At 51.8% G+C, this 18275-nt stretch carries 19 protein-coding genes; 13 read left to right on the top strand and 6 right to left on the bottom strand.

Annotation, left to right across the window (positions count from 1 at the left end; genetic code table 11):
• Positions 1–31: 31 nt before the first annotated feature.
• Genes DXT88_RS01810 through DXT88_RS01755 form a run of 12 tightly spaced genes read left to right on the top strand, consistent with a single transcriptional unit; the run spans position 32 to position 10599 of the window.
• Entirely contained in the window at positions 32–949 is a 918-nt protein-coding gene (locus DXT88_RS01810; protein WP_265211298.1) for a hypothetical protein, read from the top strand.
• Positions 946–1647 (top strand): WbqC family protein, encoded by a 702-nt coding sequence (locus tag DXT88_RS01805; protein WP_265211296.1) that lies wholly within the window; start codon positions 946–948, stop codon positions 1645–1647. Before DXT88_RS01810 ends, DXT88_RS01805 begins: the two co-directional genes overlap by 4 nt.
• Complete coding sequence (locus tag DXT88_RS01800; RefSeq protein WP_265211294.1) at positions 1644–2276, top strand: PIG-L deacetylase family protein; 633 nt, start codon at positions 1644–1646, stop codon at positions 2274–2276. The genes DXT88_RS01805 and DXT88_RS01800 overlap by 4 nt, the downstream gene beginning before the upstream one ends.
• A complete protein-coding gene (locus tag DXT88_RS01795) occupies positions 2261–3136 on the top strand; it encodes a hypothetical protein (RefSeq protein ID WP_265211292.1) in 876 nt (291 codons plus the stop codon). Before DXT88_RS01800 ends, DXT88_RS01795 begins: the two co-directional genes overlap by 16 nt.
• On the top strand, positions 3133–4023 hold the full coding sequence (locus tag DXT88_RS01790) for a methyltransferase, TIGR04325 family (protein ID WP_265211290.1): 891 nt from the start codon (positions 3133–3135) through the stop codon (positions 4021–4023). The genes DXT88_RS01795 and DXT88_RS01790 overlap by 4 nt, the downstream gene beginning before the upstream one ends.
• Entirely contained in the window at positions 3998–4993 is a 996-nt protein-coding gene (locus DXT88_RS01785) for a class I SAM-dependent methyltransferase (protein ID WP_265211288.1), read from the top strand. Before DXT88_RS01790 ends, DXT88_RS01785 begins: the two co-directional genes overlap by 26 nt.
• A complete protein-coding gene (locus DXT88_RS01780) occupies positions 4956–5885 on the top strand; it encodes a glycosyltransferase family 2 protein (protein ID WP_265211286.1) in 930 nt (309 codons plus the stop codon). Before DXT88_RS01785 ends, DXT88_RS01780 begins: the two co-directional genes overlap by 38 nt.
• A complete protein-coding gene (locus tag DXT88_RS01775) occupies positions 5882–6892 on the top strand; it encodes a class I SAM-dependent methyltransferase (protein WP_265211284.1) in 1011 nt (336 codons plus the stop codon). Before DXT88_RS01780 ends, DXT88_RS01775 begins: the two co-directional genes overlap by 4 nt.
• A gap of 6 nt (positions 6893–6898) precedes the next feature.
• Positions 6899–8032, top strand: a complete 1134-nt coding sequence (locus tag DXT88_RS01770) for a CgeB family protein (RefSeq protein WP_265211282.1) — start codon at positions 6899–6901, stop codon at positions 8030–8032.
• On the top strand, positions 8029–8847 hold the full coding sequence (locus DXT88_RS01765) for a class I SAM-dependent methyltransferase (RefSeq protein WP_265211280.1): 819 nt from the start codon (positions 8029–8031) through the stop codon (positions 8845–8847). Before DXT88_RS01770 ends, DXT88_RS01765 begins: the two co-directional genes overlap by 4 nt.
• Positions 8837–9817 (top strand): glycosyltransferase family protein, encoded by a 981-nt coding sequence (locus DXT88_RS01760; protein ID WP_265211278.1) that lies wholly within the window; start codon positions 8837–8839, stop codon positions 9815–9817. Before DXT88_RS01765 ends, DXT88_RS01760 begins: the two co-directional genes overlap by 11 nt.
• 8 nt (positions 9818–9825) lie before the next feature.
• The gene (locus tag DXT88_RS01755) at positions 9826–10599 is read left to right on the top strand and encodes a glycosyltransferase family 2 protein (RefSeq protein ID WP_265211276.1); all 774 of its coding nucleotides are present in this window, start codon (positions 9826–9828) and stop codon (positions 10597–10599) included.
• 230 nt (positions 10600–10829) lie between these two features.
• Here the strand turns inward: DXT88_RS01755 and DXT88_RS01750 are convergent, their stop codons facing one another.
• From DXT88_RS01750 to DXT88_RS01735, 4 genes are all read right to left on the bottom strand, one after another.
• The gene (locus tag DXT88_RS01750) at positions 10830–11528 is read right to left on the bottom strand and encodes a glycosyltransferase family 2 protein (protein WP_265211275.1); all 699 of its coding nucleotides are present in this window, start codon (positions 11526–11528) and stop codon (positions 10830–10832) included.
• Positions 11529–11535: 7 nt separating this feature from the next.
• Positions 11536–12825 (bottom strand): O-antigen ligase family protein, encoded by a 1290-nt coding sequence (locus tag DXT88_RS01745; protein WP_265211273.1) that lies wholly within the window; start codon positions 12823–12825, stop codon positions 11536–11538.
• Positions 12822–13712 (bottom strand): glycosyltransferase, encoded by an 891-nt coding sequence (locus DXT88_RS01740; RefSeq protein ID WP_265211271.1) that lies wholly within the window; start codon positions 13710–13712, stop codon positions 12822–12824. Before DXT88_RS01740 ends, DXT88_RS01745 begins: the two co-directional genes overlap by 4 nt.
• A gap of 80 nt (positions 13713–13792) precedes the next feature.
• Positions 13793–15208, bottom strand: coding sequence for a flippase (locus tag DXT88_RS01735; RefSeq protein ID WP_265211270.1), 1416 nt, complete (start codon positions 15206–15208; stop codon positions 13793–13795).
• Positions 15209–15398: 190 nt separating this feature from the next.
• On the opposite strand from DXT88_RS01735, the gene DXT88_RS01730 reads away from it, so the two are divergent.
• Complete coding sequence (locus tag DXT88_RS01730) at positions 15399–16217, top strand: symmetrical bis(5'-nucleosyl)-tetraphosphatase (RefSeq protein WP_265211561.1); 819 nt, start codon at positions 15399–15401, stop codon at positions 16215–16217.
• On the opposite strand, the gene DXT88_RS01725 is transcribed toward DXT88_RS01730, so the two are convergent.
• Together DXT88_RS01725 and DXT88_RS01720 are read right to left on the bottom strand one after the other, a co-directional pair.
• Complete coding sequence (locus DXT88_RS01725) at positions 16147–16956, bottom strand: lysophospholipid acyltransferase family protein (RefSeq protein ID WP_265211268.1); 810 nt, start codon at positions 16954–16956, stop codon at positions 16147–16149. The genes DXT88_RS01730 and DXT88_RS01725 overlap by 71 nt on opposite strands.
• A 13-nt stretch (positions 16957–16969) precedes the next feature.
• Positions 16970–18250 (bottom strand): dihydroorotase, encoded by a 1281-nt coding sequence (locus tag DXT88_RS01720; protein WP_265211266.1) that lies wholly within the window; start codon positions 18248–18250, stop codon positions 16970–16972.
• Between the last annotated feature and the right edge of the window lie 25 nt (positions 18251–18275).

The raw sequence follows: 18275 nt of genomic DNA, 5'->3' as shown, positions 1-18275 counted from the left end.
GCTTTGCATTGAAAGTTCGCACGCTCGAGGAATGGGACATCTGTTTCGTGCTCTGGCATTGGCCGATGGCCTGCGAGAGCACAACGTCGACTTGATTTTTCTTCTTAATCAGCACCAACCTGCTTTGAAATTGATTGCTTCACGTGGGTACGACAGTGAGATCGTACCGCTCGAGCGCCCGGGAGAGTGGGAAAAAGACATTGTCAGAAAGAGAAATATTCGCCTGTGGGTCAATGATCGGCTTAATACGGACGCGCGCCATGCAGCATGTGTCACGGAAGCCGGAATTCCATTGGTTACCTTTGATGATCGTGGAAGTGGCGCCCCGTATGCAGACATTAATGTCGCCGCGTTGATTTTTGATGAAGCGGGCGCGCTTAAGGGAAAGCGGGTATTGCAGGGACCGGACTATCTGGTCATCAATCCGGAAATCCGAGATTTTCAACGTGTTCGCACCAATCAAACCTCGTTGCTGGTGACCTTAGGTGGAAGCGATACTTATGGCGTGACGCTATCAGTGATCCGTCACCTGGTGAAGATCGGAAAGGCAGCTACCGTTGTAGTCGGCCCCGGATTTGCACATATGGATGAATTGAAAGAGCTGCTCACTCCTGAGTTTCCCTTAAAACAAGGGGTTCCCTCTTTAATTAAAGAGTTCAGCCTCCATGATCTTGCTGTCACAGGAGGTGGTGTGACACCTTTTGAAGCTGCAGCATCCGGGCTTCCGACAATTGTTATCGCAAACGAAAGATTTGAAGTAGCCGTCGGGCAAGCACTGGAAAATTTTGGGGTATCACGCTATGCAGGCCATCATGACGACATCGATTGGTCATTGTTCGACATCATATTGCCAATAGAAACGATGAGCCGACGGGGTATAGAGAAAATTGGCCTCCATGGCCGTCAGCGCGTTATCACGGCAATTATGGAGCTGCGTTGCCAATCATGAACAAGACCGTCGTTATCCATCAGCCGGACTTTATTCCTTATCTCGGCTTCTTCCATCGATTCCTATCTAGTGAACTGTATTTGGTTCTGGATCATGTGCAGTTCGTCAACGGCACCTCCAGAGCATGGACTCATCGCGATAAGATCAAGACGCCCAAAGGAGCACAATGGCTGAGTGTCAGCGTACAAAAGGCACCGCGAGACACGCCTATAAATCAAATCGAAATCTCGACTGTCGTTAACTGGCGTGCAGAAAATCTCAGATTGCTTGAAGCAAACTATCGGACGGCGCCATATTACGAAGAGATCATGCCTTATCTTCGCGAACTGTACGGCACCTCTGATACCATGCTTGCAGATTTCAACCTGCGTTCGATTCAGATGCTGATGTCGCTGCTCGACGTCGTTCGCCCGATGATTTTTTCCAGCGCGCTATCCCCCCAAGGTACAAAAAATGAACTGCTGATCGACTTGCTGAAGAAAGTTGATGCAACTCGTTATCTGTCCGGAGTTGGAGCACGCGATTACATGGACGAAACACTGTTTCATCAGGCGGGTATCGAAGTTGTTTGGCAGAACTTTCAACATCCTGTCTATCCTCAGCTGCATGGTGACTTCGAACCCTATCTCAGTTCGGTGGATGCGCTGTTTAATTGCGGAATAGATGGTTCCCGCCGGCTCCTAAGAGGAAAACAATGAATATTTTGGCGATTGGCGCGCATTTCGATGATGTCGAATTGGGCTGCGGAGGAGCACTGGCTCGTCATGTGGCGCAGGGCGATGATGTTTACGTCTTTGTAGCTACCGTATCGGGATTCACCAATCAATACGACCAATCGGTTCGTAGCAATGAAGTAGCCCGTGTAGAAGCCGAAGCAGCCATGAAAATTATTGGCGTCAAAGAAATGATTTGCGGTGATTTCAAAACGCTGGAAGTTGAGTTCGTCGACAGCTTGAATATACAAATACTTAAACTGGTTGAATCACTAAAAATAGATACGGTGTACGCACACTGGACAGGCGATATTCACCACGACCATCAGGCAGTGGCGCGCGCTACGCTCCATAGTTGCCGCCATGTCCCGCGTCTCGTCATGTACCGAAGCAATTGGTATCATTCAACAACAGATTTTCGCGGAAATTTTTACAGCGATATTACTGATTTCTGGGATGTCAAAGAACAGGCGATACGAGCACATGTATCTGAGATGGATCGTACAGGAGCCAAGTGGATCAATTTTTTCCGCAATGAGGCGGAAAATGCCGGCCAACGTATTGGCGTGAAATACGCAGAAGTTTTTGAGGTTGTTAAATGGCTTCAGCCTTAAGCAAAGTGCGCCGTTTCGTTTCGTGGTTTATTCCATATGGAGTGGTGTTACTCCGAAAGAAACTTGGCTCGACCAATAAATTGGCGCTGCCGCCCTATGAGCTGCTGGCATCAAACAAGGCATTGCAAGGCAAACATGAAGGCCGGCGTTGCGTTATTTTAGCAAACGGCCCCAGCGCTAAAAATTTGGAATTGATCCATTTGAAGGGAGAAATCGTGCTCTCAGTTTCAAACGGATATCTTCACCCGAACTTTGCAGAATTCGCGCCCAAATACCACTGCGTCCCACAAATTACATACGGTCGCATGTCCGTTGATGATGTGGTTCGCTGGTTTTCCGAGATGCACGAGCAACTGGGAGATGCCGAGCTCTTCTTGAATGAAACGGAAGCGGACTTAGTACGCGATCACAACCTATTCCCTGGTCGTAAACTGCATTTCCTAGCGATGCGAGAAAATTTTGATGACATGACCGCCGATGATCGCATCGATCTAGCAACCATTGTCCCGCGCGTGCAGTCGGTCCCCGTCATGGCAATCATGATCGCCATGTACATGGGCTTTTCGGAAATCGTACTATTAGGCGCAGATCATGATCATTTCAAAGATGGGAAGTATGTCTATGCCTTTGATTTAGGCGTACAAAAGGACAAAGACTTCTCTGTTGCGCAAGATGGGCAGGTCACGACCGCTTGGTATGACGATTTTCATTCTTTGGCTCGCCTATGGCGGCAATATCGTGTACTGGGTGATATGGCCAAAACGCAAGATGTGAAAATCGTTAATGCCACTCCCGGCGGTGAATTAGACGAATTTCCGCGAGTCCCATACGGGAGCCTGTTTCCAAGGTCCTCCCAATGAAATCCATTGTTCGCAGGATCGGTGCAAAACTGGCCCGCCTAGTCGCGAAGGATACCCCAGTGAAATACGGTTATTCCGGAAGCTTCGACAGCTGGGCTGAAGCGAAATCTCACTATGATGGCTACCAAGATCCGCTGATAGCGGAAAAAGTCGCGGCAGGGGCTCGCGCAGTTCAGCAGGGAACGGCTGCCTATGAACGCGACTCGATTACCTTCTCAAGCCGGCAGTATGCCCTGCCTATCGCAGCTGCCCTTATGTGGGCAGGCTTAAAAAATGAAAATAAACTCAAGGTGCTGGATTTTGGCGGCGGACTTGGGACCAGTTTCATACAAAATCAGCCCTTCGTTCGAACCCTGCAGGATATAAACTGGACTATTGTCGAACAACCGAGCTTCGTAGAACAAGGGAAACGCCTATTTAAAGATTCTATCCTGGAATTTGACGACGACATCGGCGCCTGTCTGCAACGATGCACGCCTGACCTGGTATTGATATCAAGCTCACTGCAGTACGTCGAAAAACCTTTCGAAATTCTGCAGCTTGTGGCCGATGCCCGGGTAGAAATGATCGTTTTTGATCGCACACTGTTTTCTACTGCTACAAATGATTTTGCGACCCGACAAACGGTCCCTGACAACATATTCCCCGCTACAATACCGGCCTGGATATTCAGCGAAAAAAAATTCTGTTCTTTCATGGAGAGCAGCTACAAGCTGGTATCCCGTTTTACTTCTTCACAAACTACTGTGGACTGGGACAGCGAGGACCGTAAGCTTGAAGAACTGGGCTTTATATTTGTGCTGAAGGGATCGACTTACGACTTGCTAGTTGAATCGCCCTCATCTTTGCTTGAGAAAAAAAATGACTACATTGCCCCCATGCCCTGACGCTTGCTCTCTTTGCAACTCCCCACGTCTGGTTCTTCATCGCTGGTTCGACGTCAGGGAACTTGAGCAAGATTGGAAAACCGGCTTAGGCTTCAATCCTTTTGAGAAACTCGATGCTGGCGAAACGCTATATCAGTATCGTTGTCTTGACTGCGATCTGCGATTTTATTCTCCAGCGATATGTGGTGACGGAAAATTTTATGAAGAGTTATCCGGTCGTTTCGCGTGGTACTACGAAAAAGACAAATGGGAGTTTGATACCGCGATCGATCTGCTTGGCGATTTGCCAGGAGTTGTTGATGTATTGGAGGTCGGGTGCGGACAAGGACACTTTCTCAAGCGGATTCGCCACGCCTTCAATGCGGAAGGCGTTGAACTCAATCAGGGAGCAGTCGCTGAGTGCCGGCAACAGGGTCTTAACGTCTCCGGCGTGGCTCTGGGCGAATTAGACAAGGAATTTGACATGGTCGTTGCGTTCGAGGTACTCGAACATGTTGATGTACCGAGCACGTTTATGCTGCAAGCAATTGAAAAACTCAGACCAGGTGGCTACCTGATGATCGCCGTACCCGATCCTGACGGCTACTTTTCCGAAACAGAGAAGGTATTGCTCGATATGCCACCACACCATGTACTGTCTTTTTCCAAAAGGACGCTTGAGAAAATGGCCGAAGTCTTGAATCTGACGCATATAGTCACGAAGCAGGAACCTCTGCGATTTGCTCATTATCGTTCCTATGCAAGCAATTTTATCAGTGCTAAACGTATTGAATCTGCTCACGAAACGTTCGTGCAAAAGCTGATCCGAAAAACTATCGGACGGCCTTTGCACGCGTTGACTCGCGCAGTTGATCGGCGTCTTGACAATCTTGACGACCGATTGGCCGAGCTCGCATTAGCTGTCACGTATCAGTCAGCAAAAGATAAGATGCTTGGGCAAACGCATCTCGCGCTCTATCGAAAATTTTAGGCCAAGGCAGCTATCTCCGATGATCTTTGTGCTTATACCGGTTTTCAACCGATTGCCTCATACCAAACGCGTCGTGGAGGCACTGCGCCATCAAACTCTCGCTGACGAAATTCGTATTGTCATTATTGACGATGGCTCTACCGATGGCACCGCAAGCTATCTGGAGCAACAACATGACGTCATTGGACTGCGCGGAAATGGAAATCTGTGGTGGGGAGGAGCTATCCAGAAGGGCCTTAAATATGCAATGGCTCATCATCAATCTGGCGACTATGTCCTGTTTCTCAATAACGATACATGGTTTGATAGCGATTATGTCGAAACTTTGATTCAAGTTAGCCGCGATGCGGGAGGCGCCGCTGTCGGCAGCGTCATTCATGAAGACGATAAAGATCCACCATTGACCAGTATTGGCCCCCGCGTCAACTTAAATCGTATTGCGGTGTGGGATCTGTTCAACGAACTTTCGCCTGAACAAATCCGGAATCCCGATCCGACATATCAGGTAGATGCGTTGTCCGGCCGTGGCACCTTGTATCCAATTGAAATGTTCGAACGTTACGGACACATGCGCACTTTTTGGCTTCCACACTATTTGGCCGACTACGAGATCGCAATGCGATTCAAACGCGCTGGTGTTCCGTTACTTGTGAGCAGCCATGCAGCAGTTCACTCGCCGCCAGTGTATGGCAACGACGTATCCAACATGACTTGGCGAGCACGACTGTTTAGCCGTCGTTCGTCCAGCAATATCGTACGCCGCTTGGCATTTTATATGCTTGTAGGTTCTCCGCTACAGCGCATTACCGCGCCAGCCCGCATGGCCTGCTTTGCGTTTTTACGCTCGATTCACCAACTTAAAATCAGCATAAAAGGGAATTCTTTAAAATGAATGCAGCCGCCTCCTCCATTTGTATCGTCTGCGGTAGCGGCATGAGCGTCTTCATTGACAAAATCTGGGACGATCGCTATGGATGTCCTGGTATGTTTTCAATCCAGCGTTGCCCCGTATGCACGCAAATGGCAACGACTCCGCCGTTGAAAGAATCAGATCTCCCCGCGCTGTATAGCACTTATTACCCGCGCCGCAGCGTCGAATTTGAAAATCTCGAGAAAGAGGCTTCGAAAGTCCTTGAGCCTTATGCCAAGACACGACGCTGGCTTGCGGGAACAGACAATCAAGGCCATTACCTAGCGAAGCCTGGTCAAAAAGTTTTGGACATTGGTAGCGGCTCTTGCCTCTCTCTTCTGGAACAACGCAATCTCGGTGTAGAAGGATATGGCGTCGAAGCCGATCCGAATGTTCGTCGAATAGCCGATCATTTTAATTTGCGGGTGCATGTCGGAAGCATTCACAATCAACCGTTCCCCGGAGAGACTTTCGATATGATCGTATTGAATCAGGTGATCGAACATGTACCGGACCCTGAGGCATTGATGCTGAACATCCGTGATCGTTTGAAACCTGGTGGCCGGGCAGTGATGTCCTTTCCGAATGCAGCGTCGCTGCAACGCAAGCTATCTGGACACAAATGGATCAATTGGCATGTACCGTACCATCAGCACCACTTTAATCGACAGTCGTTCCGTAAACTCGCAGAAAAGGCCGGCTACGAAGTGGTCAGAGCTCGGACTATTACACCCAATCTTTGGTCGGTTCTTCAACTCCGTGCGATGGCGGAAAACACAACAGAAGGCCAGGCCTCCGGCGGATGGTCGTCCGGAAGTGTTGCGGCACAGCGCATCAGTTTCGTTACACGCGTCAAAAAAGGCCTGGCGCGCCGTATGAGTAAGCTACTCACGTTTGCAATGATCGTCGTCAATCGTACAGTGGATATGCTGGGACAAGGTGATAGTCTGCTGATTGAATTGCGTGCACGCCGGGATACCAATAGATAACACATTATGCGTATCGCTATATTAGACACCTATTACGCCAAGTTTCTGAAGGCGCACTATCAGCGCAATAAAGGCCTCAAATATCAAAGTGCAGACGCCCAGAGAGCCTCACTGCTAGAGGCCGCTTTCGGCACTTCGGATTTTTATTCTCGGCACCTTAACGAGATGGGGCATGAAGTAATCGATGTAATCGCAAATTGCGTACCTCTGCAAGATACCTGGGCCCGGGAGAACGCGGTGCCATTTAGCGCTTTCGCCCTTAAGCTGCCACACCGCACTTTTCGGCTGCCGGTCATTGGCAGGCGATTGGCAGCACTCCCGGGTCTGATGGAAGTCGCGATTGCTCAAATACGGGCATTCAAACCTGACGTTCTATACTGTCAGGATCTGAGTTTTTTTCCCGGCGACGTTTTACGTGAATTGAAAAAAGACGTCGGTCTCATCGTGGGCCAGATTGCCTGCCCGCTTCCTCCCCAATCATTTCTCGATGGCTACGATCTGATTCTGACCTCATTCCCTCATTTTGTAGACCGGCTCAAGGGCTTGGGAATTGACTCAGAATATTTCAAGATCGGTTTCGATACACGCGTACTTGATTTGTTGGGTAATGTAGACAAAGACGTGGATATAAGTTTTGTTGGCGGCATCAGTCGACATCATGGGAAAGCAATCCCTCTGCTGGAACATCTTGCAGAAACAACGCCGATCGAGTTTTTTGGCTACGGTGCAAAAACGTTGCCCCGCAATTCGCTAATTCGCAAACGTCACAACGGTGAAGTCTGGGGTCTGAACATGTATAAGGCTTTGGCACGCAGCAGAATCACGTTGAACCGCCATATCAATGTCGCCGAAAACAATGCCAATAATATGCGGCTGTTTGAAGCAACAGGGGTAGGTACGCTGCTCCTTACTGACCGCAAGGACAATTTGAGCGAGCTGTTCGAAGTCGGGAAAGAAGTTGTCGCCTACTCTAGTCAAGAAGAGGCTGCAGAATTAATTCGTTATTACATCGACCATCCTGCCGAAGCCAAGGCTATCGCCCTTGCAGGTCAGAAACGTACACTGTCCGAGCATACCTACACCCATCGAATGAAAGAGCTGGCCCCCATTCTCGAGCGCCACTACCGGAGTAAACGATGACGGCATCGCTTCGAAAAATACTTAGCCGCTTCCCTCGGCTAAAGCAATTTTTGCGTAAAGTGCATCAGCGTTTCTTTTCTAGGAGTTCAGTATCTTCGTCGTATGAACAGATTCAAGTGAGTCGCGTCGACGAGGAAACCAGTCGCTTACGTTCTTCTTGGCAGTCTGAATTATTGCCAGCGCGGCAACGAGAACTGGTGGAGCGACAGCTAGCGGAATATCGCCGGGGTAAGTCCATCGACGTATTCGACGTGATGGTTTTTGCCCTACAGAAAATCACTACGCAATCCGGCCGCAGAAGCCTACTGGAGGTTGGATGTTCGAGTGCTTTTTATTCAGAAGTACTCAAAATCAAGCAACTACCCTTCGTGTATAGTGGATGCGATTATTCTCCTGCGTTTATTGATCTCGGGAGAAAATACCATCCCGATATTCCGCTGTCGGTACAGGATGCGACAGCCTTGAATTTCGGCGACGAGGTCTTTGACGTTGTAGTTTCAGGTTGCTGCCTGCTTCATATTCCAGAATTTGAAAAAGCAATCGCGGAAACCGCACGGGTAGCAAAAGAATTTGCGATATTTCACCGAACACCTGTAGTCGAAGGCCTTCCCCATCAATATTTTCGAAAACAAGCTTATGGGGTGGAGACAGTGGAGATACATTTTAACGAGATGGAGTTGTTAGATATGTTCCGGCGTTATAGCTTGGAATGCATCGACACATTTACACTCTCTCGTGAGCCAGATCCTGCCACTGCCGGCGCATGGCACGCCAACCGAACCTATGTCTGTAGGAAAACGAATAATGCAAGTTAAGCCTCATTATTTTTGCACTTTGTTTGACAGTGGCTATCTGTTCAAAGGGGTTGCGATGTTGCGCAGCCTAGCTCAGCATTGCCCGAATGCCAATGTCTTTGTGCTGTGCATGGACGAACAAACCCAGCGCATTTTGGAACGGCTTAACCTAACATTCATTACATGTATCCCGCTGCGAGACATCGAAAACGATGACCTCCGCAAAGCAAAGGCCGACCGGGGCGTGGCCGAGTATTGCTGGACGCTCTCGCCTTGTCTGCCACACTATGTGTTGGAAAAGAATCCAGATATTGACTTCATTACTTATCTTGATGCAGATCTTCTTTTTTATTCTTCCATTGCACCTCTTTTCGAAGAAATAGGCAGTGCATCGATCGCCATCATCGAGCATCGTTTTTCGCCTCGTTTGCAGGACCGGGAAGTCAATGGTCGCTTTTGTGTCGAATGGGTTAGTTTCCGCCGAGACGAACAAGGTATGGCGTGCTTAAACCGCTGGCGCGAGCAGTGTATCGAATGGTGTTATTACCGCCTCGAAGAAGGCAGGATGGGAGATCAAAAGTATCTTGATGAGTGGCCTGAACGCTATTCATCGTGCCATATCTTACTGCACCCAGGCGCAGGAATAGCTCCTTGGAATTATTCGCAATATTATTTTGATCTCGACGGAGCCGGGCATATCACCGTAGATGGCAGCCCACTGATTTTTTATCACTTTCACCAATTTCAGTTGCTGGAGAGTCATAAGTTTGACCGGCTGTCGAGCTTCTACACCTCAGAGTGCAAAGAACCTGAGTTGATCTACGATGCCTACGAACAAGAGCTTACAACCATCATTGGCGAAGTAACTATGCTGTTTCCCTCCTTCAAGGCTGGCCTAAAACCTATATCGACAGTTACCACCCGCCGCTGGATACAGCAATTCGTTCCGATGTGGTTCAAGGAAATCGCACGAAAATTCATCCGCTATTGAAAACGCCAATGACGCCAGTTGCACAAAAACCTCTCACCATCTCTGTCATCACGGTTTGCTTCAACAGCGCACAAACTCTTGAAACAGCTCTTCAGTCAGTCGTCGGCCAGACTTGGCCTCACATTGAACATATCGTCATCGACGGCGGCTCCAAGGATGGCACGCCAGAAATCCTTGAACGGTTTCGTCCTCATCTGGCGCAGATCGTCAGTGAACGGGACAAAGGGATCTACGATGCCATGAACAAGGGCCTTGCTCGCGCCAGCGGCGACGTCATTTGTTTTCTGAATGCAGACGATCAATACGCATCTCCGGAGGTATTGTCTGACGTGGTCCAACTGATGGGGCAGAGCTCATTGGACGCAGTGATGGGAGACGTTTCCTTCTTTCATGCCGAGAACCCCAATAAGATTGTCAGACGCTACAGATCGGATCGCTTCCATCCCGATCATCTCGCCTACGGCTGGATGCCGGCGCATCCAGCATTGTTCCTGCGACGCAGTGTGACTGAACGCGTCGGGAAATTTAAAGACGACTATAAAATCGCTGGTGATTTCGAGTTCATCGTACGCGCCTTCACGGGTACAAATCTATCCTATCGCCACGTTCCCGAAGTAATGGTGAAAATGCAGACAGGCGGAGTCAGCACCGCGGGCTTGCGAGCAAAAATTCAGTTAAATAAGGAAGTGCTGCGCGCATGTCGGGAAAATGGCATCCGCACTAATATGCTGAAGATTCTGTCCAAATATCCAGCCAAGCTTCTTGAACTTGTAATGAAGTAATCCAAGATGCGTCTATCGACGCTCTCCACCGCCTGCTCTCGCTTAAATGCAGCCGCCAGGCAACCAACGATCTGATGTCGTTGGTGCCATCAGATTCCTCCATTGCACTGCGTAGTTACTGCGGTTCGCAAACCATACCCTCACACAACCGGCATCCATTCAAGGCGCTCACAGCCGTCCTGAAAGGGCGTCGTCGTGTCGCGATGGAGCGTCGTACCAGCAAGCATTTGCTACCGGAACAGCGAGCGGGAAATTCCGAGGAAATAAATAACACGCGCGCGAAAAACCTTAGGCAAGCTGCGACGGCGTGGGGGTGTCAAGTTGCGGCCGTGGATTCGATGAAGAAGCCCGACTTCTTTCACGTGGATAATACGCCCGTGGATACATGCGTTAAGTGCAATCCAGACATCATGTGCGTCCATGGCTGCGGGAATCGGCAAGATATATCTTTTGAAATCGCTGCGAAACATGAAGGTGCAGCCAAAATAACGCACGCGCCCCAGGAAAACCAAAAACAGTTGCTTGAACATCCATGAAGGCGACGGCCCCATTGCATGTACGGGTCCGGTCAACTCGCCGGCGTTATTGATTTCCGCGAAATCACCGACGACGAGGGAGAACGTCGGCGATGCCTCCAGTGTTTCCACCATCCGGTTCAGTCGGTTCTCGACCCAGATGTCATCCTGATCGCTCAGGGCGATATATTTGCCGCGCGCCAAAGACATCAGCTTGGCGAAATTCTGCACATGTCCCAGCGTGGAAGGATTCCGGATAAACACGATCCGGTCGTCCGAATAGGACTCGATAATTCCGCAGGTCTCGTCCGTCGATCCGTCATCGGCTATGATGAGCTCATCGTTCGGGCCGATCTGCGCCAGAATCGAGTTAAGTTGCTCTTTGATATACAAGGCACCATTGTATGTTGCCATGCATACGCTAGTTCTGATCGCCATAGGTCAACATAAGTAGGTATTTGGTTTCAAGACAGACAAAGATAATAAAAAATGTCCCAAAGAAACTGAAAATGGAAGGATTGAAAAAATTAGCAGCGATAATCGCACAATAAAGTGCGTAGGGGCCGGCTGCAACCGCCATTCGGCGAGGTTCGAGCTTGACCGCCGCAGCGCGGACATATGAAAAAAGCAAATACGTTAGCGCAATCAGTCCGCCTACGCCCATTTTCATGATCAACGCGATGACAGCCAGTTCATAGGCAAACGGGGCCAACGGATCTCTGATATAGACAGCATGAGCTCCGAATCCGGTTCCCAAAAATGGAAACATACCAATATTTTGAAACAGTGATCGTAACTGATCCGCCCGGATATTATCGGTCTCGCCACGCGAAAAGACGTGCAAGAAGGAGCTATTCAGGTCGATCGTCGGCAAGAACACAAAAACCAATACAAACGGCGCGGCAATGAGCAGCCACAAATGAAAGTCATTCTTTATGCCGATCGGTTTATGTCGCTTGAACAGGTATGTTACGAAAAGAAATACGCCTGCCGCAATAAGCAGGCTGCGGGTCTGCGTAACGCCAATCGCAACGAGGCATACCAATAACAGTGCATTACGTAGGAATTTGTTCCATCCCGACAGGCAAAAGAGCGAGAGATACAAGCTTATCAGCATCAGAAACGAAGAGGCGAAATTCACTCTGGGTCCCCATGGCTTGGCGCCGATCAGAACAAACTTGTCGCCGAAAGTTGGCCAGGTCGGATCCCAGAAATTTCTGAGCCTGTTCGACTTGGTCCACAATGTTTCAGAATCCATCACTCCGTCGACATACAGAAAGATGTGAAACAGCGCACACAGCAGCAGCAGGAAAAACAAATACCCACGGATTCTTTTCCAGAATTCAAGAAGCACAGCGTCGTCGAACAACGCAACCACGAGAGCGGCGCCGATCAGTGGTCCCGCATCGCGTATGGCCAGACCGATTCCCTGCCCATAGAACAGAGGAATCAGGACTACCCAGCCGGCAACGATCAAGGCGCCAGTCAAGCTCGCCTTCCAGTTGCCAATCTTGAACTGGTATTCTTTCGCTGCCAGTCGTGCAACACCCAGCAACACGAACGACGCCACAGTCAGCAGGAACAGGAAACGGCGAATACCGACCCCTGAAATCATGATCATTTCCCCTGCACCACCTAGCATGATTTCGGTTGTAAACAGCAAAAAACATACTACAGACAGCCATTCCAGGCTGCGCCGCATAACCTTCATTTACCTTCCTCCACATACTTGCCCATGCGCCCCCGGATTGCGTGAGCACAACCTATTGCGATATTTTTAATACTGCTGATTTTTCGTTCATCCGAGACGATAGCCGATGCAGCTGAAAACAGGAATGATTTCACGAGAAAAGCTCTCTGCGCGCGGCTCCAATGCCTGTGAAACAGCAAATAGGTCGTGTTTCTGGCAATATAGAATCGTCGTATGGGGTCATACGTATTGAATCTGAACTTCCCCAAGAATATTTTCATGCCCTTCGACAAGCGATGCGCCATCACCGCATCCTTCGAAACGTAAACCTGATACTTTTTTGAACCAAGTCGCCAGCACCATTCTATGTCGACCAAGTCGATAAACAGCTTCTCGTCAAAACCTCCGGACTCTCGCCACGCAAGAACACTTGCCAGGCAACCTGAAGTGATGATGTACGAACGAGCCGTTCGCTCCGAACCGCCGGCGCCGCTCATATCTTGCATCGTCTCCTCGCCTTTCGTCGCCGCGCCTCTGGGGTCGTAGAACCGAGGTCCTATTGCGGCAAGCTTGATGCCGGCGTACTCCAGCACATTGAAGTCATTGATGAGGATCTCGAGTGTCTCCGCTTCAAGATTACTATCCTGATCAAAGCTGATCAAATGAGAGAACCCGGACTCTTCCGCCAGTTGAAAACTGAGATTCAGCGCCCTTGCCATTCCGACGTTGGCTTGAGGATTGACGATTCTTATCTTGTTGGAGAATGGTTTCAATTCTTCCGTATAGGCATCAAGCCCGCCATTATCGACGAGGATGACCATGCCGCACGTCCTCGCAAGAACTTGCAACAAGCGCGTCATTCCCGTGATGTCCGGAAAATAACAAATAATCACGGCAGCCAAATTCATGAATTGAGATTCTCAGTTATTCGATGATGCGCATCACATGGCTGTCAAACCAGCCGGGCATGTCACGGTTGAGACAGAACTCATCGTTCCGCACTACCGAGTCCATAAATTGATCTGGTATACCAATGCAACGCCAACGCATCAATCGTCACCCTGACAGTCCATGCAGCAGCAGCGCCGGCAATACCAAACATTTTGACGGACACCCATAGCAATGGCAGATAGACGATGACTTCAGCGAGGTGCAATTTCGCCGTAATATCGGAGCGTCCCCCTCCCTGCAGAAAGGCGAACGGTATTTGCGCAACGCCGTTGATCAAGACGCCGATAGTGAGAATCTGAAACACAAGCGTGCTCTCTGCCGAAAATTTTCCACCCAACCAGAGATGTAGTATGTCGCTCGCAAACAGTTCAAAAACAAGAACCGCAGGCAACATCAGGATGACGGCATATTTACAGCTGCGGCCATATAGATTGCTCGCCTCACCATGCGCCTGGCGCCCCAGCATATTGGCGACGGCAGGAAAACATACTCCGGCGATTGCGGCGGGAATGATCAGCAGTTTGGTGACCATCTCATAGGGCGTCGCGTAGTAGGCAACTGCTGCGACCGACATCATCGCGCCAATCAAAAACCGGTCCATCTGCACCATGATCGGACTCACGATGTTACTGACCGTCATCCAGCCGCCGAACCTGAGCAACTCCGGCAACACCGACTTTGAAAATGCAAACCGGGTAAAGCCGGGTACCGCGCGCCGGCAGAGCCAGAAGAACGCTATCGTCGTCAGCAGGCGCACCAGCAACAGCGAAAAAAAGACCATGCCGAGGTCCTGGCTGTAAGGCAATACACAGACCGGTGCGGCAAACATCAATACGCCCAGAGGAATGCGCACCAGATTGACCGCTTTGAACTCTTGTGTAGCTTCCAGCACGCCGCGCAGGCCCGAAGCGATCACAACCACAGGAATGGTCGGGGCCAGCACATAGAGCGCCTGCCGGGTTTCGAATTGCAAAGCGACCGGAATATTGAGTGCGACATCAACAATCCAGCGACTGGCGCCGACAATGAGCAGACTGGTGACAATTCCCAGTACCAGCATCACTAAAAGGCCGGTCCAGATAAACAAAGGGATGTCGCGACGCGCGCTAGAATCGGCAGACAGTTTTGCGGCGATGATCTGCGTCAGCGCGCGGCCGATACCCAGATCGAACAGACTGAAGTAACCGATCAGCATCCAGCCAATCGTCAATATGCCGAACCGATCAATCCCAAGTCCTTTGACAAGAAGCGGGATCGAAATCAATGCGGCCAACAACGGCGCGCCCTGACCTATCAAATTCCATCCGATATTACGAACAAACTTTTGATATGGCCAGTTATTCCATTTCAACTTAATTCTCTGCAATTGGTCACCGTTTTGCTCTAAATTCCACTTTATACCGAAGACACAGAGACATTTTCCGCCATGCGCACGTTCAAAGCTTATCTTCATCGAAAATCAATCGACAAATCTGGGTAAGATACGTTATCTCTCTGTTAAATAAGTGTTTTGATAACCATCGGGCATTTTATTCGCATTAAGATCTCATGCGCACTATGTTGTCATTAAAGACGCACTTTTTCTCTGACCGCATTGTCCATTGCTGCACCAAAACCTCATAAATACAAACAAATTTCAGCTCATGCCAACCTACGCAATAGGAGACATTCAGGGTTGCGACGGCCAATTGACGTCTCTTCTTTCACGGATTGATGCAAGTTCTGCGGACGCACAACTGCGCTTCGTCGGCGACCTCGTCAATCGCGGACCACAATCTCTGTCAACACTCCGCCACATCCGCTCCCTCGGAGACCGCGCCCAAGCCGTCCTCGGTAACCACGACCTTCATTTACTGGCAGTCTCACAAGGCATACGCCCGCTGCACGCCACCGATACCCTGCAAGACATCCTCATCGCGCCTGACCGCGACGAACTGATCGACTGGTTGCGCCATCGTCCTTTGGCCATATTAGAACAAGGCCACCTGCTATTTCATGCCGGCGTGCTGCCGGAATGGGATGCCGAAAAAGTCATGTCGCTGGCGCATGAAGTTGAAACCATGCTGCGCGGTCCCGCCTGGGTCGATTTCCTGCGTCAGATGTACGGCAATGAGCCTTCCGTGTGGAGTGACGACTTGCAAGGTCACGACCGGCTGCGTTGCATCATCAATACGCTCACGCGCATCCGTTTCTGCCGACCCGACGGCGGCATCGATTTCACGATCAAGGAAGGTGCCGGCGCTGCGCCTGAAGGTTACCTGCCGTGGTTCGATATGCCGGGTCGCAAGACCGCCGACGTCACTTGCGTGTTCGGACATTGGTCCGCATTGGGACTGACGCTGCGCCCCAACCTGATCGGCCTCGATACAGGCTGCGTCTGGGGCGGCAAGCTTACTGCGGTGCGGCTTGAGGATCGGGCGCTGTTCCAGGTTGACTGCCCGCGGGCGGAGCAGTTTGCATGAGGTCTTCGGGGACATAACCCAGTCCGTCGGCAACCACCTTGCGCGCCGTCACGGCGAGTTCGCGGCGATGCACGCCGTCGGTCGGAATGCTCGGCAACTGCGTCAGCTCCGCCGTGATCGCGCCGGCCTGCAACACCGCCAGGATGCTTTCCACAATGGTGGTGTCGCCGATGAAGTCGGCGGCGGCATGGTAATTCCCCTGTGCATCAAGGTAGCGCAACGCGTAAGGCTGCACCGGCACCCTGGCGTCCAGCGCCGCCTCAAACAGGTTGGCGTGGAACGGTAGCAGCTTGCCTTGTGCTGCAGTCGTACCCTCCGGGAAGAACGCCACGCGGTCGCCCGCTTCGATGCTTTCCACGATGCCCTTGAAGATGCGGCGCACGTCGCTGGCCTTGCCGCGTGAGATGAAGATCGTGCCGGTCTTGGCGCACAGCCAGCCGATGAAGGGCCAACTGCGGATGTCCGATTTCGCCACGAAACGACACGGCTGCATCGAATTCACCACGAAAATGTCGAGCCAGGAAATGTGGTTGGCGACGATCAGCGCGCGCGGCGGCGCCGGCGTGCCGGGCAACGCGCGCACCACCAGCTTGATGCCGCAAATCCCCAGCAGCTGATGCGACCAGCGCCGGATATGGCCTTCCCGGCGCGCCGGACCGACCAGGGGGAAGATGAAGGCGCAGATCGCCATGCCGACGAACAGATGCACCACCATGCGCAACACGCGGAAAACAAGCATGGGACTTCCGTGTTTAACGTTCGAACGCAACGTGACCCGACACGATGGTCGCCTTGACCTGTCCGCTCAGTTCATAGCCGAGGAAAGGCGTGTGCTTGCCCTGGCTGGCGAGTGCTTTGGCTTCGACGGTCCAGCGCGTCTTCGGATCGAAGATGCAGACGTCGGCGATGTCGCCCACCTTCAGGCTGCCGGCCGGCAAACCTGCTATGCGCGCAGCGTCGGTAGTGACTTTGGCGACTGCCTTGCTGATGGCGTCAAACGCGCCGGCGTCTTCCGCCCACTTGAGCGACAGCGACAGCAGCAATTCCAGGCCGGTTGCGCCCGGCGAAGCCTCACCGAACGGCAGCAGCTTCTCATCGTCGTCGACCGGCGTGTGGTCGGAGCAGATCGCATCGACCGTGCCGTCCAGCAGCGCTGCGCGGATCGCATCGCGATCGCGTTGCGAACGGAACGGCGGGTTGACGCGCGCATTGGAATCGAAGAAGCCGATGTCCATGTCGGACAAATGAATGTGATGAGCGCCGACGTCGCAGGTGACCGGCAGGCCTTCACGCTTGGCCGCGCGCACCAGCTCAAGTCCGGCCGCCGACGACATGCGGCACAGGTGGACGCGTGCGCCGGTGGCGCGCACCAGTTCGAAGATGGTGTAGAGCGCAATCGTTTCCGACATCACCGGCACACCCGACAAACCCAGGCGCGACGCCGCCGGACCGCTGTGCGCGATGCCGTGGCGACCGAGGTGCGGATCCTGCGGACGCAGCCACACGGTGTAGTCGAAGGTCTTGGCGTATTGCAGCGCGGACAGCAGCACCGTGGTGTCCAGCACCGGCTCATCGGCCTGCGAGAATCCGACGCAGCCGGCTTCGGTCAGCTCGGCCATTTCGGTCAGGGCCTTGCCCTTGAGGCCCATGGTCAATGCGCCCAGCGGATAGACATGCGCCTGGTTGAGCGACTTGGCGCGATGCTTGAGCATCTCGACCAGGCCGGGCTCATCGAGCACCGGATCCGTGTCGGGCGGGCATAGCAGGCTGGTCACGCCGCCTTGCATCGCCGCCTGCATTTCGGATTCCAGCGTGGCCTTGTATTCGTAACCTGGCTCGCGCAGGCGCGCGCTCAGGTCGACCAGGCCGGGAGCGACCACCAGGCCGCTCGCATCGATGGTCTTGTCGGCCGTGAAGCCGGCCGGCGCCTGGCCGATGCCGGCAACTTTACCGTCGGCCACGAAGACGTCCTGTTGCGCGTCGATGTTGTTGGCAGGATCGATCAGCCGGCCGTTCTTGATATGCAGTTTCATGCGCTCTGTTCCACTCTTGTCCGCG

This window comes from Herbaspirillum lusitanum, assembly GCF_026127345.1.
Classification (GTDB): Bacteria; Pseudomonadota; Gammaproteobacteria; order Burkholderiales; family Burkholderiaceae_D; genus Herbaspirillum; species Herbaspirillum lusitanum.
This window is presented reverse-complemented; position numbering and strand designations above follow the sequence as displayed.